This is a genomic window from Chthoniobacter sp. (genome assembly GCF_040003245.1).
Classification (GTDB): Bacteria; Verrucomicrobiota; Verrucomicrobiia; order Chthoniobacterales; family Chthoniobacteraceae; genus Chthoniobacter.
This window is the reverse complement of record NZ_JBDUCX010000003.1, coordinates 1-24,125: the sequence shown is the minus strand read 5'-3', so window position 1 is coordinate 24,125 and position 24,125 is coordinate 1. Positions and strand designations below refer to the sequence as shown.

Below are 24,125 nucleotides of genomic sequence, written 5' to 3'. Positions count from 1 at the left end.
CGCCATGCTCCCCGCCTTCACATCGCTCGGCAACGCGTGGCTCTTCGCGCTCCTGGTGCCGCTGATCGCCTTCTATTTCCTCAAGCTCAAGCGGCCGCGCGTCGCCATTCCATCGCTCGTGCTCTGGCGGCAGGTGCTGAACGACCAGCGCGTGAATTCGCCCTTCCAGCGCTTCAAGCGCAACCTGCTCCTGCTCCTGCAAATCCTCATCCTCGCTCTGCTCGTGCTCGCGGCGATGCAGCCCTTCCTCCGGCGTGAAGCGGCGCGCGCCCACCGCCTGCCGGTGCTCATCGATGTCTCCGCGAGCATGGGCGCGCTGGATCACGCCCGCGGCACTACGCGGCTCGATGAAGTGAAGCGTACTCTGCGTGAACGGATCGATGGGCTCTTGCCGGACCAGGAGCTCTGTCTCGTCGCCTTCGGCAAAACCGCGCACCGGCTCACGCCCTTCACGAACAACCACCGCGAACTGCGCGACGCCCTCGACGCGCTCACCGTGGAAGATGTGCCGAGCGACGTCGAGGAAGCGCTCCGTCTCGCCCAGGCGCTCGGTCGCACCGAGCCCTTCGACAAAGTGCTGCTGCTCTCCGACGGCAATCTGCCGACGCAGGCCAACTTCGAACTGCCCTTCCAGATCGATTTCCAAAAGACGACGCCCGGAGGGTCGAATTTCGGCATCGTGGCGTTCAGCGCCCGGCGCGCGCCGGGTGGGCACTGGCAGGTCTTCGTGCAACTCGCCGGCTCTGCGAATGCCGAGTCCACGACCGGCACGCTCGAGCTCCGGCAGGAAGACAAAGTCATTGCGCACGAGGACCTGTCGCTCACTCGCGGCAGCAGCCCGCGTCTGGCCTTCGACCTCGCGGGTGGCCCCGGTGCAATACTCGAGGCGCGGCTGCGGCTCAATGATTTCGACTCCCTCGCCGCGGACGACACGGCGTGGCTCACGCTGCCCGCCACCCGCCCGCTCGCGATTTTCGTTCCGGAGAATCTTGCCGGCTATCGCCACGCCCTCGCCGCGCTCGAAGATGTGAACGTGTTCCCGCAAGCCGACGCGCCCACTCCGGCCGTGTTCGACCTCGTGATCAGCGACCACGAGGAGGACATGGAAAAGCCGGCCCGCGTCCGTTGCGCCATCGGCATCATTCCCGTGGATGTGCGCTCGCTCGTGACCATCGAAGGCAAAAGCGCGCAAGCCATCGACTGGCGTCGCGATTCACCGCTGCTCCAGCACGTGAGCCTGCGCGACGTCGTCTTCATGGAACAACCGGTGAGCACCGGCGCCACGACCGACGACGCGCTGGCGCAACTCGGCTACGAAATTCTCGCCCAGGGCGAACACGGCCCGCTCATGCTGGACAAGCACGTGGGCGAAACCCTTCACATCGCCCTGCTCTTCCACACCGACCGCTCGACGCTGCCCTTCCGAGTCGGCTTCCCCATCTTCGTTTCAAATCTCGTGCAAATCGCGCTGCATGAGAGCGGCCTCTCCGAGGCGGAAGCCGCGCGCACCGGCGTGCTCAACGCGGGAGGTTTCACGCCCAACGCTTCCTGCTCGATCAGCGGGCCCGCAAATTTCCGCCGCACCGCGCAGGCCGATGAACTGGGCCGCCTCAGCGGGCTCCCCGCGCCGCACGCGGGCGAATACACCATCACAGCCAGTGGCGGATCACCGCAACCTGTCGGTGCGAGCCTGCTCTCCACGACGGAAACTTCGCTGGCGGCCGTGGACCAGTTGCAGTTCAACGACCAGCTCACCGTGGCTGCCGCCACCGCGCCGGCGAAGAGCGATCGCACATTGTGGTGGATCATCGCTTTCGCCGCTTTCCTCGCGTTGTTGGTCGAGTGGTGGTGGTTCCAGCGTCCGGCGCGAGTGGTGTGATCGAGATGGCGGCATCGATTGTCATGGGAGGAAACGGGAGGAGGGGATTCAGGCGAACACTCGGGCTGGTGGGCGTCTTCTTCGTCGCCTTGTTTGCCTCGGCGCGCGCGAATCCTTCGCCGCTCAGCGTCGAAGTCACGCCGCTGACCCTGCGGCCCCGCACTTACGCGCCTGCTTACCTGGATCTCAAATTGCATTCGCAGAGCCGTGCGCCTCTCGAGGGCACTCTCGAAATGGAGATGTCGGGAGGCGGCCAGGTGATCTGCCGCTCGCAAATCCCCGATCTCACGCTCCTCTTTGGCACTTCCAGCCAACGCATTCTGCTGCCCCCGCCGGTAAATGCGCGTGTCTTCGAGGAGGTGCACTTGAAATTCTCGACCCGCACCGGTGTGCACGATCTGGGCCGCTTTCCCACGGCTGGTGAGATCCCGGCGGCCCGGCAATATCTCATCGGCATCTGCCGCACCGATTTCAGTGCGGCCGAATCGCAGACCCTCCTTTGGCGGGCGCTGCGCCCCGATCGCCTTTTCCGCGATGACGCGATCCGCGTGGCGCCTCTGGTCACGGGGCCGGCTTGGTTTCTTCCCGAGGATCTCCCGCCATCGTTGGGATTGTGCGCCTTTGATGTGATCGTGCTCGAGGGGCCGGCCCTGGCCGCGCTCAGCGAAAAGCAACTCACCGATCTCGCCATTTGGGTCGAGGCCGGCGGCAGCCTGTGCCTGGCGCTGCCGCGTGATCTCAAAGGCGAGCACATCGCCTTTATCAATCGCCTGGCCGCTTCCCAGCCCGGTTCCGCGTCATTCGATCGCGCGCCCGATGGAACGCTCGTCCGTCCGATCGGCGCGGTGTCATCTTCCCGGGCGACAAGCCCCATTCTCTTTCGGAGAGCCGGGCTCGGGCGTGTGGCCGTCGCTTTCACTCTCCCCGCCAGCGAAGGAGAACTCATGACGGACTCATGGATCAAGGCCACCCACTTTCTCGCCCACTCCAATTCATGGGCGCGCGTCCTGACGGCGGAGGAAATCGCCCGCTGGCCTTTTGACTCCTCGCTGTTGGGCGCGATGCAGGGAGAATTGGTGAAGGCTCTTCCGTACACCGCGCGCATGATTCCTCTGCCGGTCATTGTCACTATTCTCGGGGTCTTCGTGTTGCTCATCGGCCCGGGCGAGTGGCTCATTCTCGGCCGGTTGCACCGGCGGCGTTGGACGTGGGCGACGTTTCCCGCGATTGCCGCGGGGTGCACGTTCTGGACCGTGCGCACGGCCGAGCATTACCTCGGCATTGCCGATCAGCGGGTGTCCATGATCGTCACCGATTACTCGTCGCAGGGAAGGGCGTTGCGCGAGAATCGCTTCGACTTATGGTTTGCCGGCCGGAATCAAGATGCCGTATCGGAAAAGCGCCAGGCGCTGGCGGTGCCTTGCCTGGTGGGATTCTCCGCGCGGTCGATCGAGCGCGGGATCATGTCGGTCTACCAAGGCCGCGTGCCCACGCACTATACCTTGCGCGAGCCACTCTCTCAATGGACGCCCTACGTCCAGCGCAGCCTTTCCCTGGCTCCGGCCGCCACGGGTCCGCGATTGCGCTGGGAAGCAATCAAGGTTGCACCCCCGGAATTCGAGAACCGCCAAAAATCAAACGAGGATCTTTCACTGGCGGAATTCGTGACCGAAAAAATCGAGGCGCAAGGCTGGACTATCCATGTCTTCAAGCCGCGTTTTCCCGTGCCCGAGAGGCCATCTTTTACCGAGAGAATTTCCATCAGCGCCCAGCCATGGGTAATCGCGCGCTCACCCAGCGGCGAGACGGACCTGCTCGATCTCACGCTCGATCACGGCGGTGGCGATATGCTGGTCGTGGCCGAGCGACACGTGAGTCAGGAAATCCAAATTCAACGCTGCGTTTACCATTTTAGCTCCGATGAGTAACTCCGATCCCGTCTCCGAAAAACCTCTCGTCGACGTCCACGACTTGCATGTGGCCTACGGCCGGACGCACGCCGTCCGCGGACTGTCTTTCACCATCGGACGCGGCGAAATCTTCGGCTTCATCGGGCCCAATGGCGCGGGTAAAACCTCGACGATCAAGGTGCTGGCTACGCTGCTTAAGCCCACCCGGGGCTTTGCGTGCGTAAGCGGCATCAATGCGTCCATCAACCCGGCGGCGGTGCGCCGCAAGATCGGTTACATGCCGGATTTCTTCGGCGTTTACGATGACCTTACCGCCTCCGAGTACCTGCAGTTTTTCGCCGCGGCGTACCACATTCCCGTCCACGATCGCCCGCCGCTCATCCGCGATGTGCTCGCGCTCACCGATCTCACCGAAAAACACGACGCCCCAGTCGATGGCCTCTCGCGCGGCATGAAGCAGCGCCTGAGCCTCGCGCGCGTGCTCCTGCACGATCCCGAGTTGCTCCTCCTGGATGAACCGGCTAGCGGCCTTGATCCCCGTGCGCGCATCGAGATGCGGGAGCTGCTCAAGGAACTGCAGTCCATGGGCAAGACGATCATTGTCTCGAGTCACATCCTCCACGAACTCGCGCAATTCTGCTCGCACATCGGCATCATCGAGGCGGGACGCATGATCGCGAACGGTTCGCTGAATGACATCTATCGCGCACTCAGCCTGCGCCGCACGATTCATCTCCAGTTGGTCAATGCCTCGACCGAGTTGCTCGCCTCGATCCGCGCGCTGCCGCAGGTCGCCAGCGTGGAAGAGCAATCCGACCGGCTGGCGCTGCAACTCCAGGAAGACCAGACGGCGCCGGAAGATCTGCTGGCCGCGTTGCACGCCCTCGGCGCACGCGTCCGCATGTTCCAGCCCGACGCCATGGACATGGAGACCGCCTTCATGAAACTCACCGAGGGCAAAGTGGCCTAATGGCTCGGCCGTGGCGCCATTTCCTGTCCGTCGTGCGCACGCGGCTGTCGCTGCCCTTGCTCGGAAAGGAACTCACCGAGACGGCCGCCCGCCGCCGCACGTTTATTCTCCGTGTGGTCTATGCTCTCCTGCTTTTCGTGATCTTCGGGCTGACCATCCCGCACCGGTCATTTATGTACGGCGATGGGAGAAATTTACCTTATAACTTGCTCGGATTTGGACGCCATCTCTTCGAGCAGTTGATCATCATCCAGGTCTTCGGCGTCATTCTTTTTCAGCCGGCGCTCATGTGCGGGCGCATTACGCAGGAAAAGGAGCGCGACTCATTGGTCCTGCTTTTTCTGACCGAGCTCCGGCCATGGGAAATCGTGCTCCAGAAGTATGTCGGCGGCCTCGTCCCCATGTTTTCGTTCCTCCTCATCGGTCTGCCGCTGGCGGGAGTGGCTTATGCCTTCGGCGGCGTGGAAAGCCGCTCCATCGTGGAACAGATCTCGGGCCTGCTCCTGCTTTGTCTCCAACTCGGCGCGCTCACGTTGATGTGTTCGGCGTGGTGCCGATCCACGGTCGGCGCGCTTATCTCCTCCTATCTCCTGGCGGTGATTCTCTACGCCGGGCCGCCTTTGCTGGGGAGCTTTCTGGAAGGATTGCACCGCTTCCTTTTCCACGTCACGCCTTACGGCTACGAGGATTACCAAATGCGGCAGTACCGCTTCCTCTTGATTCCGCAAGCGGCGATCGAACTCGCCCGGACCAACTCGACCCACCGGTATGCGCTGCTCCTTCCTTCGGTGGTTTCCGTGGGCCTGTTTCTCCTTTTCGCCCGCCTATTCCTCGTGCGGCGCGCTTTCGTTCCGCCGCTCAATTTCCTGCCCCGCTTATTTGCGCGGCTCGATCGCTTCATGAAATGGGCCAATCATTTCGTGGGTGGCGTGGTGCTGTATCGGGACTCGGGTTCGCTGCCCGGCTACGAACCGATTTTCTGGCGCGAGACCCAGCGTCGTGTACTGGGCAAGCTGCACTATTTGTTTCGCCTGCTATGCGTCTTGGAAATCCCCACGGTCTTGATCTGCATGGTAGTCGTTTTGGGCGACTACTCCTCGATGGACAGCGACAGCCTTTCCCTCACCGGGTTCGTCCTGGCCGCGCTGGCGATGTTCGCTCTCAGCGCCACGGCCGCCAATAGCATCGTCTCGGAACGCGTCGGGCAGACGTTGGAAGTGCTGCTGACGACACCTCTCAGCGCCGGGCAGATCATCCACCAAAAGGAGCGCGCGTTGCGGCGGTTGGAGTGGATCCTGGCCATACCTTTACTCACTGTCTTTGCGTGCCGGGCATTCCTCATGGCGGGAAGTTACAGTCGGCGTGGTGAACAGCCCGATTGGATTCCCTACCTGACCTGCGCGGCGCTGATGCTCGTGATTTATCTGCCGATGATCACCTGGCTCTCCCTCTGGATTGGCCTGCGGGTCCGCACGCGGTTCCAGGCCATCCTCGCCGCTCTGGGGACACTCACCGCCTGGATGGTGCTCACGCCGCTGCTGGCGGTTGCCCTCAACGAGCGAGACGCGCTCTCTGGGAAGTGGCTGTGGTGGTTTCTCGTTTCGCCGCTGGGTATCCCGGCGCTCAACGAATCCGCTCATATGCCTCACGTCGGCGATTCGACGAACCCGTGGCCGGCCATCGTGGCCAACGCCGTCCTTTATTCGATCATCGCGGCTGCCATCCGGATCCGCCTCTACCGCGATGCCGACCGTTGCTTGCGCCGATGATCACTCGCGATGCAAGCTTGGAACACCCGGCGCCCCTGCCGTAGTCTCGCGATACACATGGCCGGCATATTCGTTCCCCGTTGGTTGCTCATCGCGATGGCGGCGCTCCTGGCCGCGCCCCTCTATGCGCTGGAGGTGGAGCAAACCCTCTGGGGTTTCGATGGCCGCGTCGTGCCGGATCATTTCAATCCGTTCTCCGTGCTCGTCTCCAATCCGGGCAATCTCGCCTTCGATGGCGCGCTCAGCTTGGTGTTGAACGGAAGCGGCCCGGGCGGAAACGCCAGTCTCCGCGGGGCCAGTTATGTGCAGCCGATTTTTCTGGCGCCGCATACCTCGCGCTGGGTGCAGTTCTCCGTCCCGGGCACCCATAGCGCGGGACCTTCGGAGTTGCGCTGGGGCAGGGGCGCGAAGGAATTTTCCGACGTGGACGGACCGCTCAGCACCGGCCCGCCCTCTTGCGTCTGGCTGCGCGATCTCGATAGCCCGTTTACCGCTGGCGGTTCGCTCAAGTCCTTTCCCGACCAGCTTTTCCCCACGAGCGCCGTCGCTGCGGAAAGTCTCGATGCCGTCGTGCTCGATCATGTCCCCCATTGGGAACCCGCCCGCCGCGATGCCTTCCTCGATTGGGTGCGACTCGGCGGCACCCTGCACCTGGTGCCCGATACCAATGGTGCGCTGCCTGCCTTCGGTGGCGACTTGAAAGAGCTTGATGCGCAGGACGAAGTCACGCGTGTCGGCGCGGGCCGGGTCGTCCACCACGCCATCGCGTTGCGGGAAATGAGCGAGCAGTACCTGACCGCTCACGGCTATCCCGCGCGCACGCTTGAAAACGTCAAGGGCCCGATCCTCTACGACATGGAGAGCACCTTCTTCCGCGACCTCTCCTCGCTCACGCGACCCAAGGTGAGTTGGACGCTGATCAATCTCGTGATGATCGCCTACGTCGCGGTCGTGGGACCGATGCACAATTACTTCCGGCGCCGGATCGATTACCGCGTCTCCATCCTCATCTTCCTCGGTTGCGTGGCCGCATTCGGCGCGGCTCTCGGTATCATCGGCCGGCGCGGCTATGGCGAAAGCCAGACCGTCCATTCGCTCGGCATCGCGCGTGCGCTCGGCGGCGGGCGCGTGGACGTCACGCAATGGATCAGCGCCTTCGCGACCGCGGGAGATCGCTACACGCTCACGCACCGTGCGCCGGCCAATCTCTACGCCAGCGACCGCTTCGCCGAGACGGGCAGCGGCCTGATCTTCAACGGCAAGGACGGCTACATGCTCATGGACATCCCGCTCTACTCGGCGCGCGCCTTCACCCACCGCGCGATCATGACCGGCGATGACACCTCCGTCACCGTGGAAAAATGGGGCAGCGACAGCTATGGCAGCGATTTTCGCACCCCCGGCACCTTGCATGACCTGCGCTTGCGGACGGGCCCCGGCTTTCCCCAGCACGCCAGGGCAATCCACGCCGTTTATAAAGACACCATCTTCGAGCTGGAACTGCACGACGGCGTGCTCACGCGCAATAGCAGGACCGGCGAAGCGCTCTCCAGCTATTTCTCGCGCGATAAGCTCAACGCCGCGAGCTACCAGGATTTTTCCAGCCGTACCACAACCCCGCACACCGCCGATACGCTCAGTGTGCTCCTGCCCGCGCTCGCCGCCCGCACCCTGAATTACCCCGCCGTGTTTCCCACCCACATCTCTGCGCCGAAAAATCGCGCCGAGATGCAACTGCTCATCCTCGCGCCCGCGCCGCCTTCCCTTCAACTCCAAGGCAAGGGCTTCGCCCACGAAGACGGCTGGGTGCTCTACGTGCAGGACGTCTCCAAGCCATGAACCACCGCGCCTTTTCGATCTCCCATGGAAGCTGAAACCCTTATCGACATCCAGAATCTCGGGCATCGCTACAAGACGCACCAGGCGCTGGGGGGCGTCACCTTTGCCGTGCAGCGGCAGTCCATCCACGGCTTCGTCGGGCCGAATGGCGCCGGCAAGACGACCACGTTGAAAGTCCTCGCCACGCTGCTCAAGCCGCAGTCGGGAAAGGTCAGCGTTTTCGGTCACGACATCGTCGCCGATCGCAAGGCGGTGCGCCGCCGCATCGGCTTCATGCCCGATCACTTCTCGATGTATCGGCAGATGACGGTGTTCGAGTATCTGGATTTCTTCGGCGCGGCCTACGGCATCGGGCTTGGCGAGCGCGACAAGATCATCGGTGACGTCCTCGCGCTCACCGACATGGCCGGCCGCAAGGATGAACTCATCAATGGCCTCTCTCGCGGCATGCAGCAGCGCGTCTCCCTCGCCCGCGTCCTCGTGCACGATCCCGATCTTCTCTTGCTCGATGAACCGGCCAGCGGCCTCGACCCGCGCGCCCGCATCGAGCTCATGGAAATCCTCGAGGAATTGCGCCGCCTCGGGAAAACCATCTTCATCAGCTCGCACATCCTCAGCGAACTCGCCACGCTCTGCGATCACGTCACCATCCTCGATCGCGGCGAAGTAAAATACACCGGCACCATGCGCGGTCTCGTCGCCACCAGCGATGGCCTTACCGCGACCTATCAGCTCACGCTCGCCGCCGAGCATCCGCCGACGAGCGACGCCCTCGCCAGGTTGCCCGGCGTGAGCCGCGTCACGGCGCCGCTGCCCAATGAAGCCCGCTATTCGCTCACCTTCGATCGCGCGCAGCTTTCGCCCAATGCCATCCTGCGCACCGTGCTCGAGGCGGGCGGAGAAGTCGTGAGCTTCACCGAGGATGTGAAGCAATTGAACCAGGCCTTCATGGATCTCACCGAGCCCGGCGTGCGGACATGAGTTCGCCGCTCCTCGCCCTGTTCGTCCGCTCCCTGCGCGAAGATGCGCGCAGCCGTGCGACCTACTGGACGCGCGGCGTCCTGGGCGGCTTTCTCCTGCTGATGCTGCTGGGGTTTGCCGCCAGCAACCGCTGGAGTAATGCGCCCGGGCGCTCGTTGTTTACCACGATCATGATTTCGCAACTGGTCGCCCTGACCTTCGTCGGCCTCAGTTACTTCACCTCGGCCATCGCCGAGGAAAAAGAGGAGCAGACCCTCGGCCTGCTGCGGATGACAGGTCTCAGCCCGCTCGCGATTCTGCTCGGAAAATCCACCAGCCGGCTTTGCGGCGCCCTGCTGCTCCTCGTGGGGCAGTTCCCTTTCACGATCATTGCCATCACTCTGGGCGGCATTTCTCTGCGGCAAATCATTGCGGTCTATTGCGCCGTCGGCGCTTTCACGTTCCTGTTCTGCAATCTTGCGCTGCTCGGCTCCGTGTTGGCTCGACGCGGCCCCAACGCCGCCATATTTTGCCTGGTCGCCATGGCGGTCTTTCTCGGCGGGGCTCCTCTCTTCTTGTTGGTGCCTTCCGCCGCGCGCAGTGTACTCGGCGCGGATTCCGCGATCGATCGCTTTTTGGAATGGTGGTGGAATTCGACGCCTATCGCCCGCTTGCAGGAGGTGCTCGCCACCGGCTTCAGCGGCGCGCCCATCGGCTGGCAGGTGGTGAGTAATCTCGCCCTCGGCGTTGCCTGCTTCCTGCTCGCCTGGACGGTCTTCGAACGCTTTTGTGATCGCGCCCCGGAGAGCGCGCCCGCCGCGGGGTCTCCGCCGCGCCGCTTCTTCGGCTTCCGCCTCAGGCGCCCGCCCCGTCCGTGGAAAGACGCGCTCCTGTGGAAGGACTTTTATTTTCTCTGCGGCGGCTACGCCGGGTTCGCCGTGCGGTTCTTCGCCTATGGCGGCACGTTGATCCCGTTCCTGTATCGATCGGGCGGCGCCGGGACCCAGTTCGGTATCATGCGCAGTCTGTTCACCTCGATCGTGCCTTTCGTTTTTTCCGTCGATGTCGCCGCGATGGCCTCGCGGATCTTTCGTTCCGAACTGCACGACCAAACACTCACCGACCTGGCCATGCTCCCCCTCACGATGCGGCACATCGTCTATCGCAAGGCGCTCGCCTGCGTGCTCGCCGCCGCGCCCGGCGCGCTGGCCGTGCTGATGGCCCAGGGCTTCGCGGTCAGTCTTTTCAAGTCCACTCAAAGCAGCCTCGCCGGGGCCATGTCGGTGACGGGCATGAACGGCCTGATGATCATGCAGATGTGCGGCTCGTGGGTGCACGTCGCCTTGTTGGTCTATGTCGTGGCGTGGCTGTCGCTTTCCATGAAACGCGGCTCCCTCGCGCTGGGTTACGTGCTCACCTATGCGCTCAATATTTTCCTCGCGACTGTCATTATGGCCGCCTTCGCCGCGACGGGTTTCATGCGGATGGCCGCGGCGTCGAGGTCGGGCGCAACCCGGATCAATATCTCGTCTTTTTTGTGGAGCCCCATCCTCACCATGGCCATCAGCCTCGTACTGATCTGGATCATTCACCGCCAGGGGCCGCGCCGGCTGGAAACGCTCGCCGCCGAGAGTTGAGTCGCCGCCGCATGTCTTCACCGCTGCTCGCCCTTTTCGTCCGCTCGTTGCGCGAGGATAGCCGTCTCAAGTTCACCTACTTCGCCCGCGCCGGTCTCGTCTCGGTGATCCTGCTGTTCCTCTTCATGACCCAGTCCAACGTCGGCTGGACGAATGCCCCCGGCCTGCGCTTTTTTGAGACGGTCATCAGCGTCGATCTTGTGTTCGTCCTGCTCGCCGGCGTTAGCTACTTCTCCTCCGCGATCAGCGAGGAAAAAGAAGAGATGACACTCGGTCTGCTGCGCATGACGAATCTCGACCCGCTCTCCATCCTGCTCGGAAAATCCACGAGCCGTTTATGCACGGCGGTCCTGTTGTTTGCCGCCCAGCTTCCCTTCACGCTGCTCGCGGTCACCCTCGGCGGCGTCTCGTTGCACCAGATTTTCGCCGCCTACCTCGCCATCGGCGCGTTCATCGTCTTCATTTCGAATCTCGCGCTGCTTGCCTCGGTCCTCAGCCGTCGGGCCAGCGGCTCGGCCGTGCTCACCGGAGTTTCGCTGCTCTTTTTCTTCATCGTCGTCCCGTTCGCCGCCTGGCTCGGAAAATTGCCCCTGTGGCTGGGCATCTTGAAAGAGGGCAACGCCTGGACGGTCACTATGATCGGCATCGCGGAGTTCGCGACCGAGGCGTCTCCTTTCGTCCGCGCCGGCAAGATCCTCTCCACCGGCTTTGTCGGTGACCTATTCACCTTTCAAGTCTGGAGCAATCTCGCCATGGGCCTCGTCCTTTTTCTGGGCTCGTGGGCGCTCTTCGAGAAATTCTGCGGCGAGCAAAAAGAGAGCGCCCCCACCCGTGCCGGCGTGACCAGCTCGCCCGGCCGCCGCCGCGCGCTGTTCAGTCCCGGTCGTCCGTGGAAGCGAGCCCTGGCGTGGAAGGATTTCTATTTCACCACCGGCGGGAAGCTCTGGATCTTCATCAAGCTCCTCGTCTACGGCACGCCCTTGCTGGTCATCCGTTGCTGGCCTCATCAACTGGGTGGCCCCCCGCGCTGGCGGGATTTCGGGGTCGGCACCTTTTGGATCATGCTCGGCTTTATCTGCATTGAGCTCGCCTTCGCCGCCGCCACCATTTTCCGCAACGAGCACCAGGGCCAGACCCTCTCCAGCCTGGCCATGCTGCCCCAGGGCCTGCGCCGTGTGGCCTACGAAAAGCTCCTCGGCGTCCTCCCGGCGCTCTTCGCCGCCGGCGCCTATTTCGCCCTCAGCATTCCGCTCATCGCCCGGCTCATTCTCGATACTTTCGGCCAGATGAATTCAAACGATGCCGCCGGCTGGATGTTCATGACTTTCTTTTTGACCCAGACCGTGCTCTTCCTGCACCTGGTCGTGGCCCTTTCGCTCTACGTCAAGCGGGGTGCGTTGCCTCTCGCCATCGGCGTGCATTTCCTGCTCGGCCTCCTCATGAGCGTCGTGGAGTCGGTCCTGTTTCGCGATGTTGCGGGCTTCTATGTGCTGATCTTTCTCTCGGTGGGCGCGAGCGCCTTCCTCCACCTGCACATCATCCAGCGCCTCGAAACCCTCGCCGCCGAGGAATAAGCACGCCGCCCCGGCATCCGCGTCGTCACAGGATTCTGCAATTGGAGGTTGGACGTTGGATGTTGGGTGTTGGATGTTCTGCCCCTCCTATGCCCGATCCTATCGCCAGCGCCAGCGAACTCACCGTTCGCTACGGCCCGCATCTCGTCCTCGACCGTGCCACCGTCGCCATTGGCGAAGGCGAGCGCATCGGGCTGGTGGGACGCAACGGCGCCGGCAAATCCACCTTCCTCCGCATCGCCGCCGGCGACCTCGAGCCCGACGCCGGCCAATTCACCCGCCGCCGCGATCTCATCACCGGCTACCTCCCGCAAGTCTTCACCCTCGACGACGCCGCCACCGCCGAGGCAAACATCCGTAGCGGCGCGCAACGCGTCCTCGAGATCCTCGCCGAGTACGAAACCACGCCCCCCGAGAGCGACCGCGCGGCGATCCTACTCGACCAGATCAATCATCACGACGGCTGGGCGCTCGACCGCCGCATCGAAAGCCTCGCCACCAATCTCCACGCGCCGCCGCTCGACCGCCTCGTCGGCACGCTCAGCGGCGGCGAAAAGCGCCGCGTCGCCCTCTGCCGCGCCCTGCTTTCGCGCCCGGATTTCCTCATCCTCGACGAGCCCACCAACCATCTCGACACCGAAAGCATCGAGTGGCTGGAAGACTTCCTCTCGCGCTACACCGGCGCCTGCCTCTTCGTCACCCACGACCGTTACTTCCTCGATCGCATCGCCACCCGCATGCTCGAGCTCTCCCGCGGCGAATTCGTCAATTACGACGGCAGCTACAACGATTACCTCGTCGCCAAGGCCGAGCGCGAAGCCGCCGAAGTCCGCGTCGAGCACAAGCGTCAGATGTTCCTCAAGCACGAGCTCGAATGGGTGCGCAAAGGCCCCAGCGCCCGCCGCACGAAATCCGTCGACCGCATCGAGCGCTACTTCGAGGAAGCCGCCAAGGGGCCGCCCGAGCAGGAGATCGACGTCGAGATGATCATCCCGCCCGCTCCCAAGCTCGCCAATCGCGTCATCACCCTCACCAACGTCGGCATGGAACTCGGCGGCCGCCAGCTCTTCGACTACGTCAATCTCGACCTCGCCGCCGGCCAGCGCCTCGGCATCGTCGGCCGCAACGGCCTCGGCAAATCGACCCTGCTCAAGATCATGATCGGCGAGCTGGAACCCACCCACGGCAAGGTCGAGATCGGCACCCGCACGCAGATCAATTACGTTGATCAAAATCGTCTCGCGCTCGATGACGACAAGACCGTCTGGGAGGAAGTCGGCGGTGGCAGCGAGCACGTCCGCATCGGCGAGGAAAACATCACCCTGCGCAGCTATCTGCGCCGCTTCCTCTTCACCGAGGACCGCATCAATACCAAGATCGGCCAGCTCAGCGGCGGCGAACGCAGCCGCATCCTGCTCGCCAAAATCCTCAAGCGTGGCGGCAACGTCATCATCCTCGACGAACCGACCAACGACCTCGACCTCGCCACCCTGCGCCTCCTCGAGGAAGCGCTGCTCGGCTTCGGCGGCGCCGTCATCGTCGTCAGCCACGACCGCTATTTCCTCAACCGCGTCTGCACCGACACCATGGCCTTCGAGGGCGAAGGCCTCGTCACCCTCAACGCCGGCAACTACGAGTACTACCGCGAAAAGAAAGCCGCCAAGGACATCCCTGCCGCCCGCGCCGCCGCTGCCGCCAAATCCGCCGAAGCCACCGCCCCGCGCCGCGCCGAGCGCGCCCGCAAACTCAGCTACAAGGAAACGCGCGAACTGGAAACCATCGAGGCCACCATCCACGCCGCCGAGGAGGAAGTCACGCGTCTCGAGGCCACTTTCCTTGACCCCGATTTCTACGACAAGCACGGCCACGAATGGGAAGCCCTCGAAGCCAAACTCGAGAAAGACAAGGAACGCGTCGTCCAGCTCTACGCCCGCTGGGAAGAACTCGAAGCCATCCGCGCCGCCACGGCGTCATAAGCGGCTGCCTGCTCTAACACAGCAGTGCGCGCCGGCGGGCGTGTCCCGGAGGGACAATAGAATGTAGCCCCGGGTCGAGCGAGTTTTGCGAGCGACCACCCGGGGTACAATCCCCCGGCGGACGCTCCAACGGTCCCGGCGCCAGCCGCATCTTTTCTGCTGATCGAGGCGCCGCGCCCTTCAATTCAAATGCGCCCGCCCACCTTCCCCCTCATGCTTCCCCCCACGCCGTTCCGCCTCAATTTGCCTCTGTAACAGTTTGCCCAGCTCGAAGAACCTTTCCGCCGCCCGCGACCGCCGGCGAAGCCGCCTCGCTGGCACTTGCAACGGGAGTTCTGGCTGGCAGTTTCTCACACCACTGAATCGCTCGCGCTGGGCTTCGTGCGTGCATCGTTTAAACACCGCCCAAAATCCCACGCCGTCGCAAGCACTGCTCTCCCAGTGAGTTCCGGGTGGTCATACAGCCAGGATCGCGCCGTCGGCGATATCACTCTGGGACTCGATTGCACGCCCTCGCGCCATCTTCTGTCCCCGCCAAACTTTTATGAGCATCCAGGTCTACGGCTGCAATCACGTCGCCATCGAAGTCGGTGACATCGAAAAAGCCGTCACATTCTATGAGGACGTCTTCGGTCTCGAGAAACTCGACGAAGGCGAAGCGGATGCCTTCTTCCAGCTCGGCGAGCACCAGTTCCTCGCCATGTTCGAGCATCGGGGAATGCAACCCGACACGAGCGACCGCCACTTCGGCATCATGGTCCGCGACGACGCGCAACTCGCCCAAGTCCGTCACAAACTCACCGCCAAATACGGCCTGAAACTCATCGAAGGCTTCCGCTGCGACTTCCGCGACCCGTGGGGCAACCGCATCCAGGTCGTCGACCTCCACGATGAATCCCTCATCTGGCTTCTGCCTTATCGAGAAGTGCAAAAAGCGGGCGTGAAGTTCGCAGATTGAAACACCGCACGAGATAGCGCGTCCCCCCTTCCCGTCATCCTGAGCCTGCGAAGGATCTCTGATGTCTGCCTTTCCTCTATCGCCTGGCGTCAGATGCCAGAGCGAATTCAGAGGTCCTTCGCAAGCTCAGGATGACAAAAAAGGGGGCGAGCGCCGTCCCGGGCGACGCGGCGTTCGCTCGCCGCGCCCGTCCGCCTACAACTTCGTCCCGTTCACCTTCACCCAAGGCGCCCACGCCCCCGTCGCGTGGACCTTCACCCTCCGCTTCCAGATCTTGTCGGCGGAAAAGGCGTAAAGCGTATCGAGATCCTTCCCACCGAGACAGACCGCCATCACCCTGCTGTTGTCCGGCAGAGGCAGGATGACCTGCGTCGGCCCATCATCGGCGGAAATCTGCACGCCCGTGCGCGTCGCCACAAACATCTGTCCTTCCTGCGCATAACACAGGCCATGCGTACCCGCATCGTCGTCCCAGTCGGCGACGTGAAAGTGAAAGTAGCGTTCCTTGTTCGTCAACGTGCCATCCGCATTGATTTGATAACTATATCCCCATTTGGAAAATTCATGGGCTACACATAGCAGCCACTGATCCGGCCGATAGGCAAGGCAAGTCGGTGTTTTCAGGCCATTATCCACGAGCGTTTTCTTACCATCCTTGATGTACCAAACGCCATATTCCACAGCCTCGCTGTCTTTTGTCACAACGCCCAAACCGGTGATATAGAGCCCCCCGTCAGGCATGGAGAGAATCGACCCGCCGCTAACCCAGCCATTTTCTATTGGTACCTCGCTGCCTTGCCCGGTGTTGTCGTAGCTGATCACCCCTCGTTGCAACACCGCATAAACTCGACCGTCGGCGCCCACGGACAAGCTATTGGGAAAATTCGGTTCCGAAACAAAGACCTTCACTTGGCCATCGGTATTGAATCGGTAGATCTTCTTGTCTTTGGTATCGGTAAAAAAGACTTCCCCAGATGCATTGCAGGCGGCGGAAGTAATTGTATTGTAGCCTTGCCCAACTTGCTGCCACCCTTCCCCCGGCAGCAACACATCCTGCGCCCGCGGCGCACTCGGCCCCGCCTTCACCTTCTCCGGCCAACCCTTCCAAAGATACGCCATCGCTTCCTGCCAGTTATCCATGTAACCGGCCACGTGCCGCCCATCGATGATGCGGAACTGGTAATCATACCCCGAAAATTTCAGCGCCTTGTCCATCTCCTGGTCGAGCAGGAACCAATCACCGGCGCAATTCTCCATGTCGTGTGTGGCTGTGGTGAAGTACCCGCGGATCGGCTTGGCCTCAAACTTCCGCACCATCGTCGGAAATTCATGCCCGCCGCGAAACGCCACAAAGCTCCCGCTCGCCACATACACGCGGCTGAACGCATCCGGCCGGTTCCACGCCGCGGCAAAGGCCGCGATGCCGCCACTGCTGCCGCCCGACATGCAACGATCGTTCCCGTCGGTCGATAACTTCAAATTCAACTCCTTGCTCACATACGGCAGTAACTCGTCGATGAGAAACCGCACATTGTCATCGTTCACCCCATCGTATTCGAGATCGCGATTGCGCCGTCCCAGCGTGCCCTTCATCGGCGCGGGCACTTCACCCGGCCGCACAAACACGCCAATGGTCACCGGGATCTCCTTCGTCGCGATCATCCGCTCCATGAATTCCTTCTCCTTCGGGTTGTAACCGTCCGTCTTTACATACACGCACGCCGGCTTCGATCCATCGTACTGCTTCGGAATGAAGACGTTCACTTCCCGCACCGTCCCCGGGAAAATCTTGCTCTCCGCATAGGTGAATTTCTTGATCTCGCCCGGCACGATTTCCTCCGGCTTGATCGCCGGCGGTTCATACGTCTTTGCCTCCGCGGCCACCGGCGCATCCTTCGCCGTGCTCCCGGCCAACGGCTTGATCATCCATTGCAAATGCGGATCGTTGGGGTTGTGCTTCCAGAGATCGATCTTCGCCCCCGGAATCTGTTTCCCCCCGTTATCATCGATCCCCATGTCCGGCGCATGCTGCGGCACGATGGCGTAATTGCCGCTCTCCTGCTTGGCCAGCGTCCACAACTGCCACGGCTGCCCGCTGTCCGTCTCCAGCACGATCAGCGCCCCGATGTTTTTGCCGCCCTTGGCCACGGACAACGCCAACGTCGAGCTGTACGAGGGCTTGATCGAATACCCATTCTCGCCCTTCGGCGTGATCACCCATTTCTGGTTCGGCGTGCCGGCAGGTTTGTTGATTGAGACCGCCGTCCCCTCCGCCGTCCCCGAACCCACCGCCTCCAGCACCATCATCGGCGCACTCACCGGCGTGATCGAGTAAGCGCCAAAGTCCTCGGCGAGTGCGTGGGCGCTAAATACTGCGACGACCAAAGCGGTGAGCAGGGAGGCGATTTTCATAAGTGGAGGAAATTCTTTCTCGGTGTCATCCTGAGCGGAGTGTAACGCAGTCGAAGGACCCCGTCGCTCTACCAGCCGTGTCGCTGGTTGTTCGACGGGATTCTTCGTCCCGCGGCTGCGGGATCAGAATGACAGAGAGTTTGGAAGCGAACGGTCAGAGGGTGACGAAGCGATTTTCAGAAGCAGCAGAACGATCCAGCTAGCGCACATGCGCTCGCCGCGCTCGCCCCTCACTTCCCCGCCAGCGCCGCATCGATCGCCTGGGTCAATGTCGTCGAATCCGGTTCCACATCCGATTCATAGTGCGCCAGGATCTTCCCGTCGCGGCTGATCAAGTACTTGTTAAAATTCCACGTCACCTTGCCCGGCACCGGGGAGCTCGGCCCGCTCAGCGCCGCATAGAGCGGATGCTGCTCCGGCCCCTTGGTGTGCAGCTTGTCGAACATCGGAAACGTCACGCTGAACTTCGACGAGCAGAACTTTTTGATCTCGTCATTCGACCCCGGCTCCTGCTGCCCGAAGTCGTTGCATGGAAACCCCAGCACCACCAAGCCCTTGTCCTTGTACTTCCGGTAAAGCGCCTCCAGCCCCTCATACTGCGGCGTAAACCCACACTCCGAAGCCACATTCACAATCAGCAATGCCTTCCCCGAGTAGGCCTTGAGCGTCGTCTCCTTCCCATCGATGTCCTTCAGCGGAATGGAATAAACCGCCGGTTCTTCCGCAAAAAGGGAGGTAGCCATAAAAAGAGCGCCGCAGGTGAGGAGGAGGGAACGAAGTGACTTCATAAGTTCGGGTTGCCGAGAACAACCCCTATCCCCCCCACATCTTGGAGTCCATCGCCGAGCGTTTCTCTTTCCGGTGAGTGTCCGCCGGAATCTCACAGCTCCGGCGGAATGCCGCGCCGCAATTCCGAGAGTCGATCCAGTGTTCCGTGCCGTTCGCACCACGTTTGCAGGTACACTTGGTCGATGCCCGCGCCCTGCACGGCGAGAATATTTTGCACATCGTCCAGGTCTTTGCGGCGAGCCCAGCGCAATTTTTGGATGACCAAATCCTCGGCGGTCGGAACCCACGCCTCCCGGTCGATCATCCCGATGTGCTCCCGCCGTTTACGGCGAAAAATTTCGGCATGATGAGGATCGTCGCCCAGCAGAAATACTTCGATCTCAAACGAAGTGTTCTCGACGTGCAAGACCCACCTCAATGTGCCGGTGAAGAGTTCCATGCGAGCTTGTGGATCGACGGAAATGGAGGGTGGTAATTGGCGCAGGACCGCATCCAATTCCGGCGCCGCACAGGCGACCACAAAGTCTGCGTCCTTGGTGGAGCGCGGAATCCCCCAGGCGCCCGCAGCCAGTGCCCCCACGATGACATACTTCACCCCGGCGGCCTCGATCGCCTCCAGCAGCGTGACTACTGCTTCCGAGGACGTCATAGCCGCGGCTGCGCCGGGCCGTAGCAATCGCGTTCGTCCATCGCGCGCACCAAGGCCAGTCGCCGCCGCAGTTCCGGGTCATCTTTGTCAAAATGCATCGCCGAAAGTTCCAGCACGTCGCTCATCCGTTCTCCTGGTGTCTGCCGCCGCGCCCGCAGCACTTTCTCTCGAAAGATTTGATCGATGAGGGGTTGATGCGGATTCACAAGAGCACGATAGCGAACTTCGCGGCTGATCGCATCCCGAAAATGCGCCGCTGAGGCGCTGCTTCGGGAAGCCGCCCTACAAGTAAGTATCGAAATCCTTCTCGCTATGCATCTTTCGCCGCACGCGGAAGATGTGGGCGGGCTTGTCGGGGTGCAGGCGGACGAAATTGCGGCGGCCGGTCCAGAGATAGCGCTCGTCGTTGAGGAGATCGTGGACCTGGTAGGTCTGGTCTTCCAGCCAGCCGAATTGATCGACGGGGACGTCGATGAACGCGTCCTGGAAATGGAAGGGGTCGAGCGAAACGATGACGAGGATGAGGTTGTCTTTCGCCGCGGTCATCTTCGAGTAGTAGAGGACGAAATCGTTGTCCGCCCGCTGAAACTGGAGATTGCGCAGTTGCTGGAGCGCGCGGTTCTCGCGCCGGATGCGGTTGAGCCGCGTGACCACGGCTTTGATGTTCCCTGGCGCATCCCAGTCGCGTTCCTTCCACTGGTATTTCTCCGAGTCCACGTACTCCTCTTTCGCGAGCTGTTTGTAGTCGTTGTCGCAGAGGTGCAGGAATTGCCCCAGCGCTCCGGCGGCGTCCCACGGTTTCTTTTCGAGCCCGGCATTTTCGCAGAGCTCGAAACCGGAATAGATCCCGTAGACCGGGGCGAGCGTCGCCGCGAGTACGGCGCGAATGAGGAACGCCGGGCGTCCGCCGAATTGCAGGAAGCTGGGCAGAATGTCCGGCGTATTCGGCCAGAGATTGGGCCGCATGTATTCCGCGCATTCGGTCTGCGTGAGCTCGGTGAAATATTCCGTGAGCCCCTGCTTGGTATTGCGCCAGGTGAAGTAAGTGTAGCTCTGCGTGAAGCCCGCCTTGGCCAGTGTCTTCATCATTTTCGCCCGCGTGAAAGCCTCGCTCAAAAAGAGCGCGTCAGGGAAGCGCCGTTGCACGCGGCCGATGAGGTATTCCCAAAACGCCACCGGCTTGGTGTGTGGATTGTCCACGCGGAAGATGCGCACGCCGTGCTCGCACCAGAATTCGATCACGCTCGTCAGCTCGTCCCACAGCGTCCGCCAGTCGGCGTTGTGATAATTCAGCGGATAGACGTCCTGGTATTTCTTCGGCGGATTCTCCGCGTATTTGATCGTGCCGTCGGGGCGCTTGTAGAACCAGTCGGGATGCTCGTGCACGTAGGGATGGTCGGGCGAGCAGTTCAGCGCGAAGTCCAGGGCCAGCTCCATCCCGCGCGCGTGGATTTCTTTCACCAGCCAGTCGAAATCCTCCAGCGTGCCCAGCTCCGGCGCCACGTCCTTGTGGCCGCCGCCATTGGGACAATTCTGGTTTCGGTTGCCGATGGCGTAGGGCACACCGGGCTCGCCCGGCTGGCAGGTCACGGAGTTGTTCTTGCCCTTGCGCGCCGTCACGCCCACGGGATGCACCGGCGGGAAATAGATGACGTCGAAACCCATCGCCCGCGCGTCGTCCACGCGCGGCAGGCAGTCGCGAAAGGTCGAGCCCTTGTCGCCGCGGCCTTCCGCCGAGCGCGGGAAAAATTCGTACCATTGCGCAAAGTTGGCCCGCGCCCGATCCACATGCACCTGCGGATAGCGCGGTGTGTATTGAAAACCAACAGCTTCCATTGGCTGTGTTGGCTCCATTGGCTCCGTTGCGATTTTTGCTGTTTCTGGGGCATTTTTCTTCTTTTTGCCCGGGCCTTTCTTTCCCTCCGGCACCGGCTCCGTCGGAAACGCAATCACCTTCCCCACGCCCGCCTTGGACTTCGGTGCCGCCGCATTCTCGATCGCTGCCGTGGGAGCCTTCGGCAACTCGATCAGCTTCGCCACCGGCGGCAGATTTAGCACATACTCCGTGCTCTCGCTGCGGTCCGAGTAGGCCGTCATCAGCGCCTCCATTTCGGGTGAGTGCGCCAGCGCATTCACCGTCTCCGGCGTGCCTTCGCGAATCTTGTCCGCCAGCACGACCAGCCGCTCCGCATCGCGCTTCTGCCCCTGGTCCTGGGCCAGCCGCGCTGCACGCGCGACAAAGCTCGCGCCTTCCAGAATCTCACTCCCCAGCTCCGTCTGCCCCGCCTCGAACTTCACCTGGAATTCATGCTGCCACGAGCGGAAGAAATCGCCCCACGCCTCGATCGTGTATTCATAGACCGCATTCTCGAAGACCGAGAAGACTCCGCTCCAGCGATCGCGATTGTAGGGATCGATGCACTGCATCGCTGTCTCATACCATTGCGTCTGCCCCCGTTTCCGCCACTTCAGCAGGACCGAGACGACATCGTGCCCATCCTTGAAGACATCCGCCTCCACCTCGATGTCCTCTCCGACGGCGCGCTTCACGGGATACCGCCCGCCCTCGATGAGCGGCGAGACGGCTTCGATCACGGTGGTGGGCGGACGCGGTGTCATGGAGCCAAGGATGAAGGATGAAGGATGAGGGAGGAAAGGCAGAACATCGAACAGTCGCTGAAGTGTTCAGTAGTCAGTAATCAGTTCTACTGACTGCTGGGCACTGATTACTGATTACTGAGCACAGCACGTCTCGAATCGCGCCGCTAAAGCTTGCCCGCAGCGCAACCTTTTGCATCCTGTAGCGTTTCACCCGCTACACCCAATGAACAAATCCATCCTTACCCTCGTTGTCACCGCCGCCCTCGCTGCCTTCGCCCATGCGGAAAGCACGGTGAAACTCACCGGCGTCCATCTCTGCTGCAAGAGCTGCGGCAAGGGTGTCGACAAGGCCGTTGCCACCGTTCCCGGCGTCACCGCCGCCTCCGATCTCGACGGCGGCACCGTCACCCTCACCGCGACCGATGCGGCCGCCGCGCAGAAGGCCGTCGATGCCCTCGTCGCCGCCGGCTACTACGGCAAGAGCGAAGACGCCGCCATCAAGGTCAATTCCGCCACCGGCGCCAAGGATGCCAAGGTCTCCACGCTCACCGTGAGCGACGTCCATCTCTGCTGCACCAAATGCGTCAAGGCCGTCAATGCCGCCCTCGCCGACGTGAAGGGTGTGGCCAGCAACACCGCCGAGAAGAACGCCAAGTCCTTTGAGGTCAAGGGCGACTTCAATCCCGTCGACGTGTTCAGCGCGCTGCAAAAGGCCGGCCTCACCGGCAAGGCCACGAACTAAGCCGCGACCTTCGCGCTCCGAAAATCTTCAGCCTCTCGCGTCCCTCGGGCGCGAGAGGCTCTTTTTTTCCTATGGAGTGTTTGGAAAATCCCTTTTCTTCTGCAACCACCCCATCACCCCAGTCGATGAACACCCGCTCTCTGCCAATCCTCACCGCCGTCGCCGTATTCGCCTTGCGGACGACAATGGCCGCACCGCCCGCGGAAAACCCTCCTGTCGCACCGCCCCCCATTCCGGCCGATCCCACCGGCCCGATGTGGGACATGGCCGCTCTGGGGCAGGCGCCGAAGACCTATCCCGCCGACCCGATCCGCGCCGATGGCTTGAAGGGGATCTTCTTCGAAGGCCTGCCTTATCATGGCAAGCCGACCCGCGTCTTCGCGTGGCTCGGCCTGCCCAAGGTTGAACAGGGGAAGAAAGTGCCCGGCATCGTCCTCGTCCACGGCGGCGGCGGCACCGCTTTTGAAAAGTGGACGCAATTGTGGGTCGATCGCGGTTACGCCGCCATCGCCATCGATACCTCCGGCGCGATTCCCCTCCATACCATCGACGGCAAGAAGTGGCAGCACCACGATGCCGGCGGCCCGCCCGGTTGGGGCGGCTGGGACCAGATGAACGAGGCGCGCGAAGACCAGTGGACTTATCACGCGGTCGCCGACGGCGTGCTGGCCGATTCACTCCTGCGTTCGCTGCCGCAGGTCGATCCCGAGCGCATCGGCGTCACCGGCATTTCCTGGGGTGGTTACCTCACGTCGATGCTGGCCGGAGTGGACCAGCGTTTCAAATTCGCCGTGCCGGTTTACGGTTGCGGCTTCACCAATGAACACGGCTTCGCGCACAATGTGGAGGCGCTCGGCCCCGAGGGCGCCGCGCGCTGGATGCGCTGGTGGGATCCCTCCAGCTACCTCGCTCACGCCACCATGCCGATGCTCTGGGTCGATGGCACCAACGACTTCGCCTACACCATGAATGCCTGGCAGAAATCCTATCGCCTGCCCAAGTCCCCGCACACCCTCTGCCTGCGCCCCCGCATGTCCCATGGCCACGAGTCCGGCTGGGCGCCCAAGGAGATCGCGACCTTTGCCGACAGCATCGTCAACGGCGGCGACCCGCTCCCCAAGATCACCGGCCAGTCCCGCAAGGGAAGAGCAGTCACCGCCACCTTCACCAGCGTGCATCCCATCGCCAAAGCCGAGCTTCATTTCACCAAAGCCACCGGCCCCTGGCAGCAGCGCCTGTGGGAAGTCGCCCCCGCCACCTTTGCCGATGGTAAAGTGACCGCCGAACTCCCCGAAGGCACCAAGGTCTACTACTTCAATCTCACCGACGACCGCGAGTGCATCGCCAGCACCGAACACGAAGAGGTCGATCTCTAAGAGCCCAGCGGGCGGCCCAATAACCTTGTCAGGGAGTTTGGCGACGCGCCCCCGCCTCGCACGCCGCCTGCTAAAGCAAGCCGC

At 62.5% G+C, this 24,125-nt stretch carries 17 protein-coding genes; 12 read left to right on the top strand and 5 right to left on the bottom strand.

Translation table 11 applies throughout. The features are described from left to right. Nucleotides 1–4 precede the first annotated feature (4 nt). The 10 genes from ABJF10_RS00770 to ABJF10_RS00725 all read left to right on the top strand — a co-directional run bounded on the left by ABJF10_RS00770 (nucleotide 5) and on the right by ABJF10_RS00725 (nucleotide 15,472). Nucleotides 5–1,879 carry a VWA domain-containing protein gene (locus ABJF10_RS00770; protein WP_348542596.1) on the top strand — a complete coding sequence of 625 codons (1,875 nt, stop codon included), beginning with the start codon at nucleotides 5–7 and terminating at the stop codon, nucleotides 1,877–1,879. Between the two features lie 68 nt (nucleotides 1,880–1,947). After that, nucleotides 1,948–3,807: a hypothetical protein gene (locus tag ABJF10_RS00765; RefSeq protein WP_348542595.1), complete on the top strand. Its 1,860-nt coding sequence runs from the start codon at nucleotides 1,948–1,950 to the stop codon at nucleotides 3,805–3,807. Further along, a complete protein-coding gene (locus ABJF10_RS00760; RefSeq protein ID WP_348542594.1) occupies nucleotides 3,800–4,759 on the top strand; it encodes an ABC transporter ATP-binding protein in 960 nt (319 codons plus the stop codon). Before ABJF10_RS00765 ends, ABJF10_RS00760 begins: the two co-directional genes overlap by 8 nt. After that, a complete protein-coding gene (locus tag ABJF10_RS00755) occupies nucleotides 4,759–6,528 on the top strand; it encodes a hypothetical protein (protein WP_348542593.1) in 1,770 nt (589 codons plus the stop codon). The genes ABJF10_RS00760 and ABJF10_RS00755 overlap by 1 nt, the downstream gene beginning before the upstream one ends. A 57-nt stretch (nucleotides 6,529–6,585) precedes the next feature. Next, nucleotides 6,586–8,367: a hypothetical protein gene (locus ABJF10_RS00750; protein ID WP_348542592.1), complete on the top strand. Its 1,782-nt coding sequence runs from the start codon at nucleotides 6,586–6,588 to the stop codon at nucleotides 8,365–8,367. A gap of 24 nt (nucleotides 8,368–8,391) precedes the next feature. Next, entirely contained in the window at nucleotides 8,392–9,348 is a 957-nt protein-coding gene (locus ABJF10_RS00745) for an ABC transporter ATP-binding protein (RefSeq protein ID WP_348542591.1), read from the top strand. Then, nucleotides 9,345–10,964, top strand: a complete 1,620-nt coding sequence (locus ABJF10_RS00740; RefSeq protein WP_348542590.1) for a hypothetical protein — start codon at nucleotides 9,345–9,347, stop codon at nucleotides 10,962–10,964. Before ABJF10_RS00745 ends, ABJF10_RS00740 begins: the two co-directional genes overlap by 4 nt. Nucleotides 10,965–10,975: 11 nt before the next feature. Further along, on the top strand, nucleotides 10,976–12,538 hold the full coding sequence (locus tag ABJF10_RS00735) for a hypothetical protein (protein WP_348542589.1): 1,563 nt from the start codon (nucleotides 10,976–10,978) through the stop codon (nucleotides 12,536–12,538). An 89-nt stretch (nucleotides 12,539–12,627) separates the two neighbouring features. Continuing rightward, the gene (locus ABJF10_RS00730; protein WP_348542588.1) at nucleotides 12,628–14,514 is read left to right on the top strand and encodes an ABC-F family ATP-binding cassette domain-containing protein; all 1,887 of its coding nucleotides are present in this window, start codon (nucleotides 12,628–12,630) and stop codon (nucleotides 14,512–14,514) included. A 544-nt stretch (nucleotides 14,515–15,058) separates the two neighbouring features. Then, a complete protein-coding gene (locus ABJF10_RS00725; protein ID WP_348542587.1) occupies nucleotides 15,059–15,472 on the top strand; it encodes a VOC family protein in 414 nt (137 codons plus the stop codon). Nucleotides 15,473–15,667: 195 nt separating this feature from the next. On the opposite strand, the gene ABJF10_RS00720 is transcribed toward ABJF10_RS00725, so the two are convergent. The 5 genes from ABJF10_RS00720 to ABJF10_RS00700 all read right to left on the bottom strand — a co-directional run bounded on the left by ABJF10_RS00720 (nucleotide 15,668) and on the right by ABJF10_RS00700 (nucleotide 21,941). Continuing rightward, on the bottom strand, nucleotides 15,668–17,884 hold the full coding sequence (locus tag ABJF10_RS00720) for an RICIN domain-containing protein (RefSeq protein WP_348542586.1): 2,217 nt from the start codon (nucleotides 17,882–17,884) through the stop codon (nucleotides 15,668–15,670). Nucleotides 17,885–18,114: 230 nt separating this feature from the next. After that, nucleotides 18,115–18,627 (bottom strand): glutathione peroxidase, encoded by a 513-nt coding sequence (locus tag ABJF10_RS00715; RefSeq protein WP_348542585.1) that lies wholly within the window; start codon nucleotides 18,625–18,627, stop codon nucleotides 18,115–18,117. A gap of 137 nt (nucleotides 18,628–18,764) precedes the next feature. Beyond that, a complete protein-coding gene (locus tag ABJF10_RS00710; protein WP_348542584.1) occupies nucleotides 18,765–19,322 on the bottom strand; it encodes a hypothetical protein in 558 nt (185 codons plus the stop codon). Continuing rightward, on the bottom strand, nucleotides 19,319–19,528 hold the full coding sequence (locus ABJF10_RS00705; RefSeq protein ID WP_348542583.1) for a hypothetical protein: 210 nt from the start codon (nucleotides 19,526–19,528) through the stop codon (nucleotides 19,319–19,321). Before ABJF10_RS00705 ends, ABJF10_RS00710 begins: the two co-directional genes overlap by 4 nt. Nucleotides 19,529–19,604: 76 nt before the next feature. Beyond that, on the bottom strand, nucleotides 19,605–21,941 hold the full coding sequence (locus ABJF10_RS00700; RefSeq protein ID WP_348542582.1) for an alpha-1,4-glucan--maltose-1-phosphate maltosyltransferase: 2,337 nt from the start codon (nucleotides 21,939–21,941) through the stop codon (nucleotides 19,605–19,607). A 205-nt stretch (nucleotides 21,942–22,146) separates the two neighbouring features. Between ABJF10_RS00700 and ABJF10_RS00695 the strand changes: the two genes are divergently transcribed. Both ABJF10_RS00695 and ABJF10_RS00690 read left to right on the top strand, forming a co-directional pair. Then, entirely contained in the window at nucleotides 22,147–22,665 is a 519-nt protein-coding gene (locus ABJF10_RS00695; RefSeq protein ID WP_348542581.1) for a hypothetical protein, read from the top strand. A 125-nt stretch (nucleotides 22,666–22,790) separates the two neighbouring features. Then, nucleotides 22,791–24,041, top strand: a complete 1,251-nt coding sequence (locus ABJF10_RS00690) for an acetylxylan esterase (protein WP_348542580.1) — start codon at nucleotides 22,791–22,793, stop codon at nucleotides 24,039–24,041. Nucleotides 24,042–24,125: the final 84 nt, after the last annotated feature.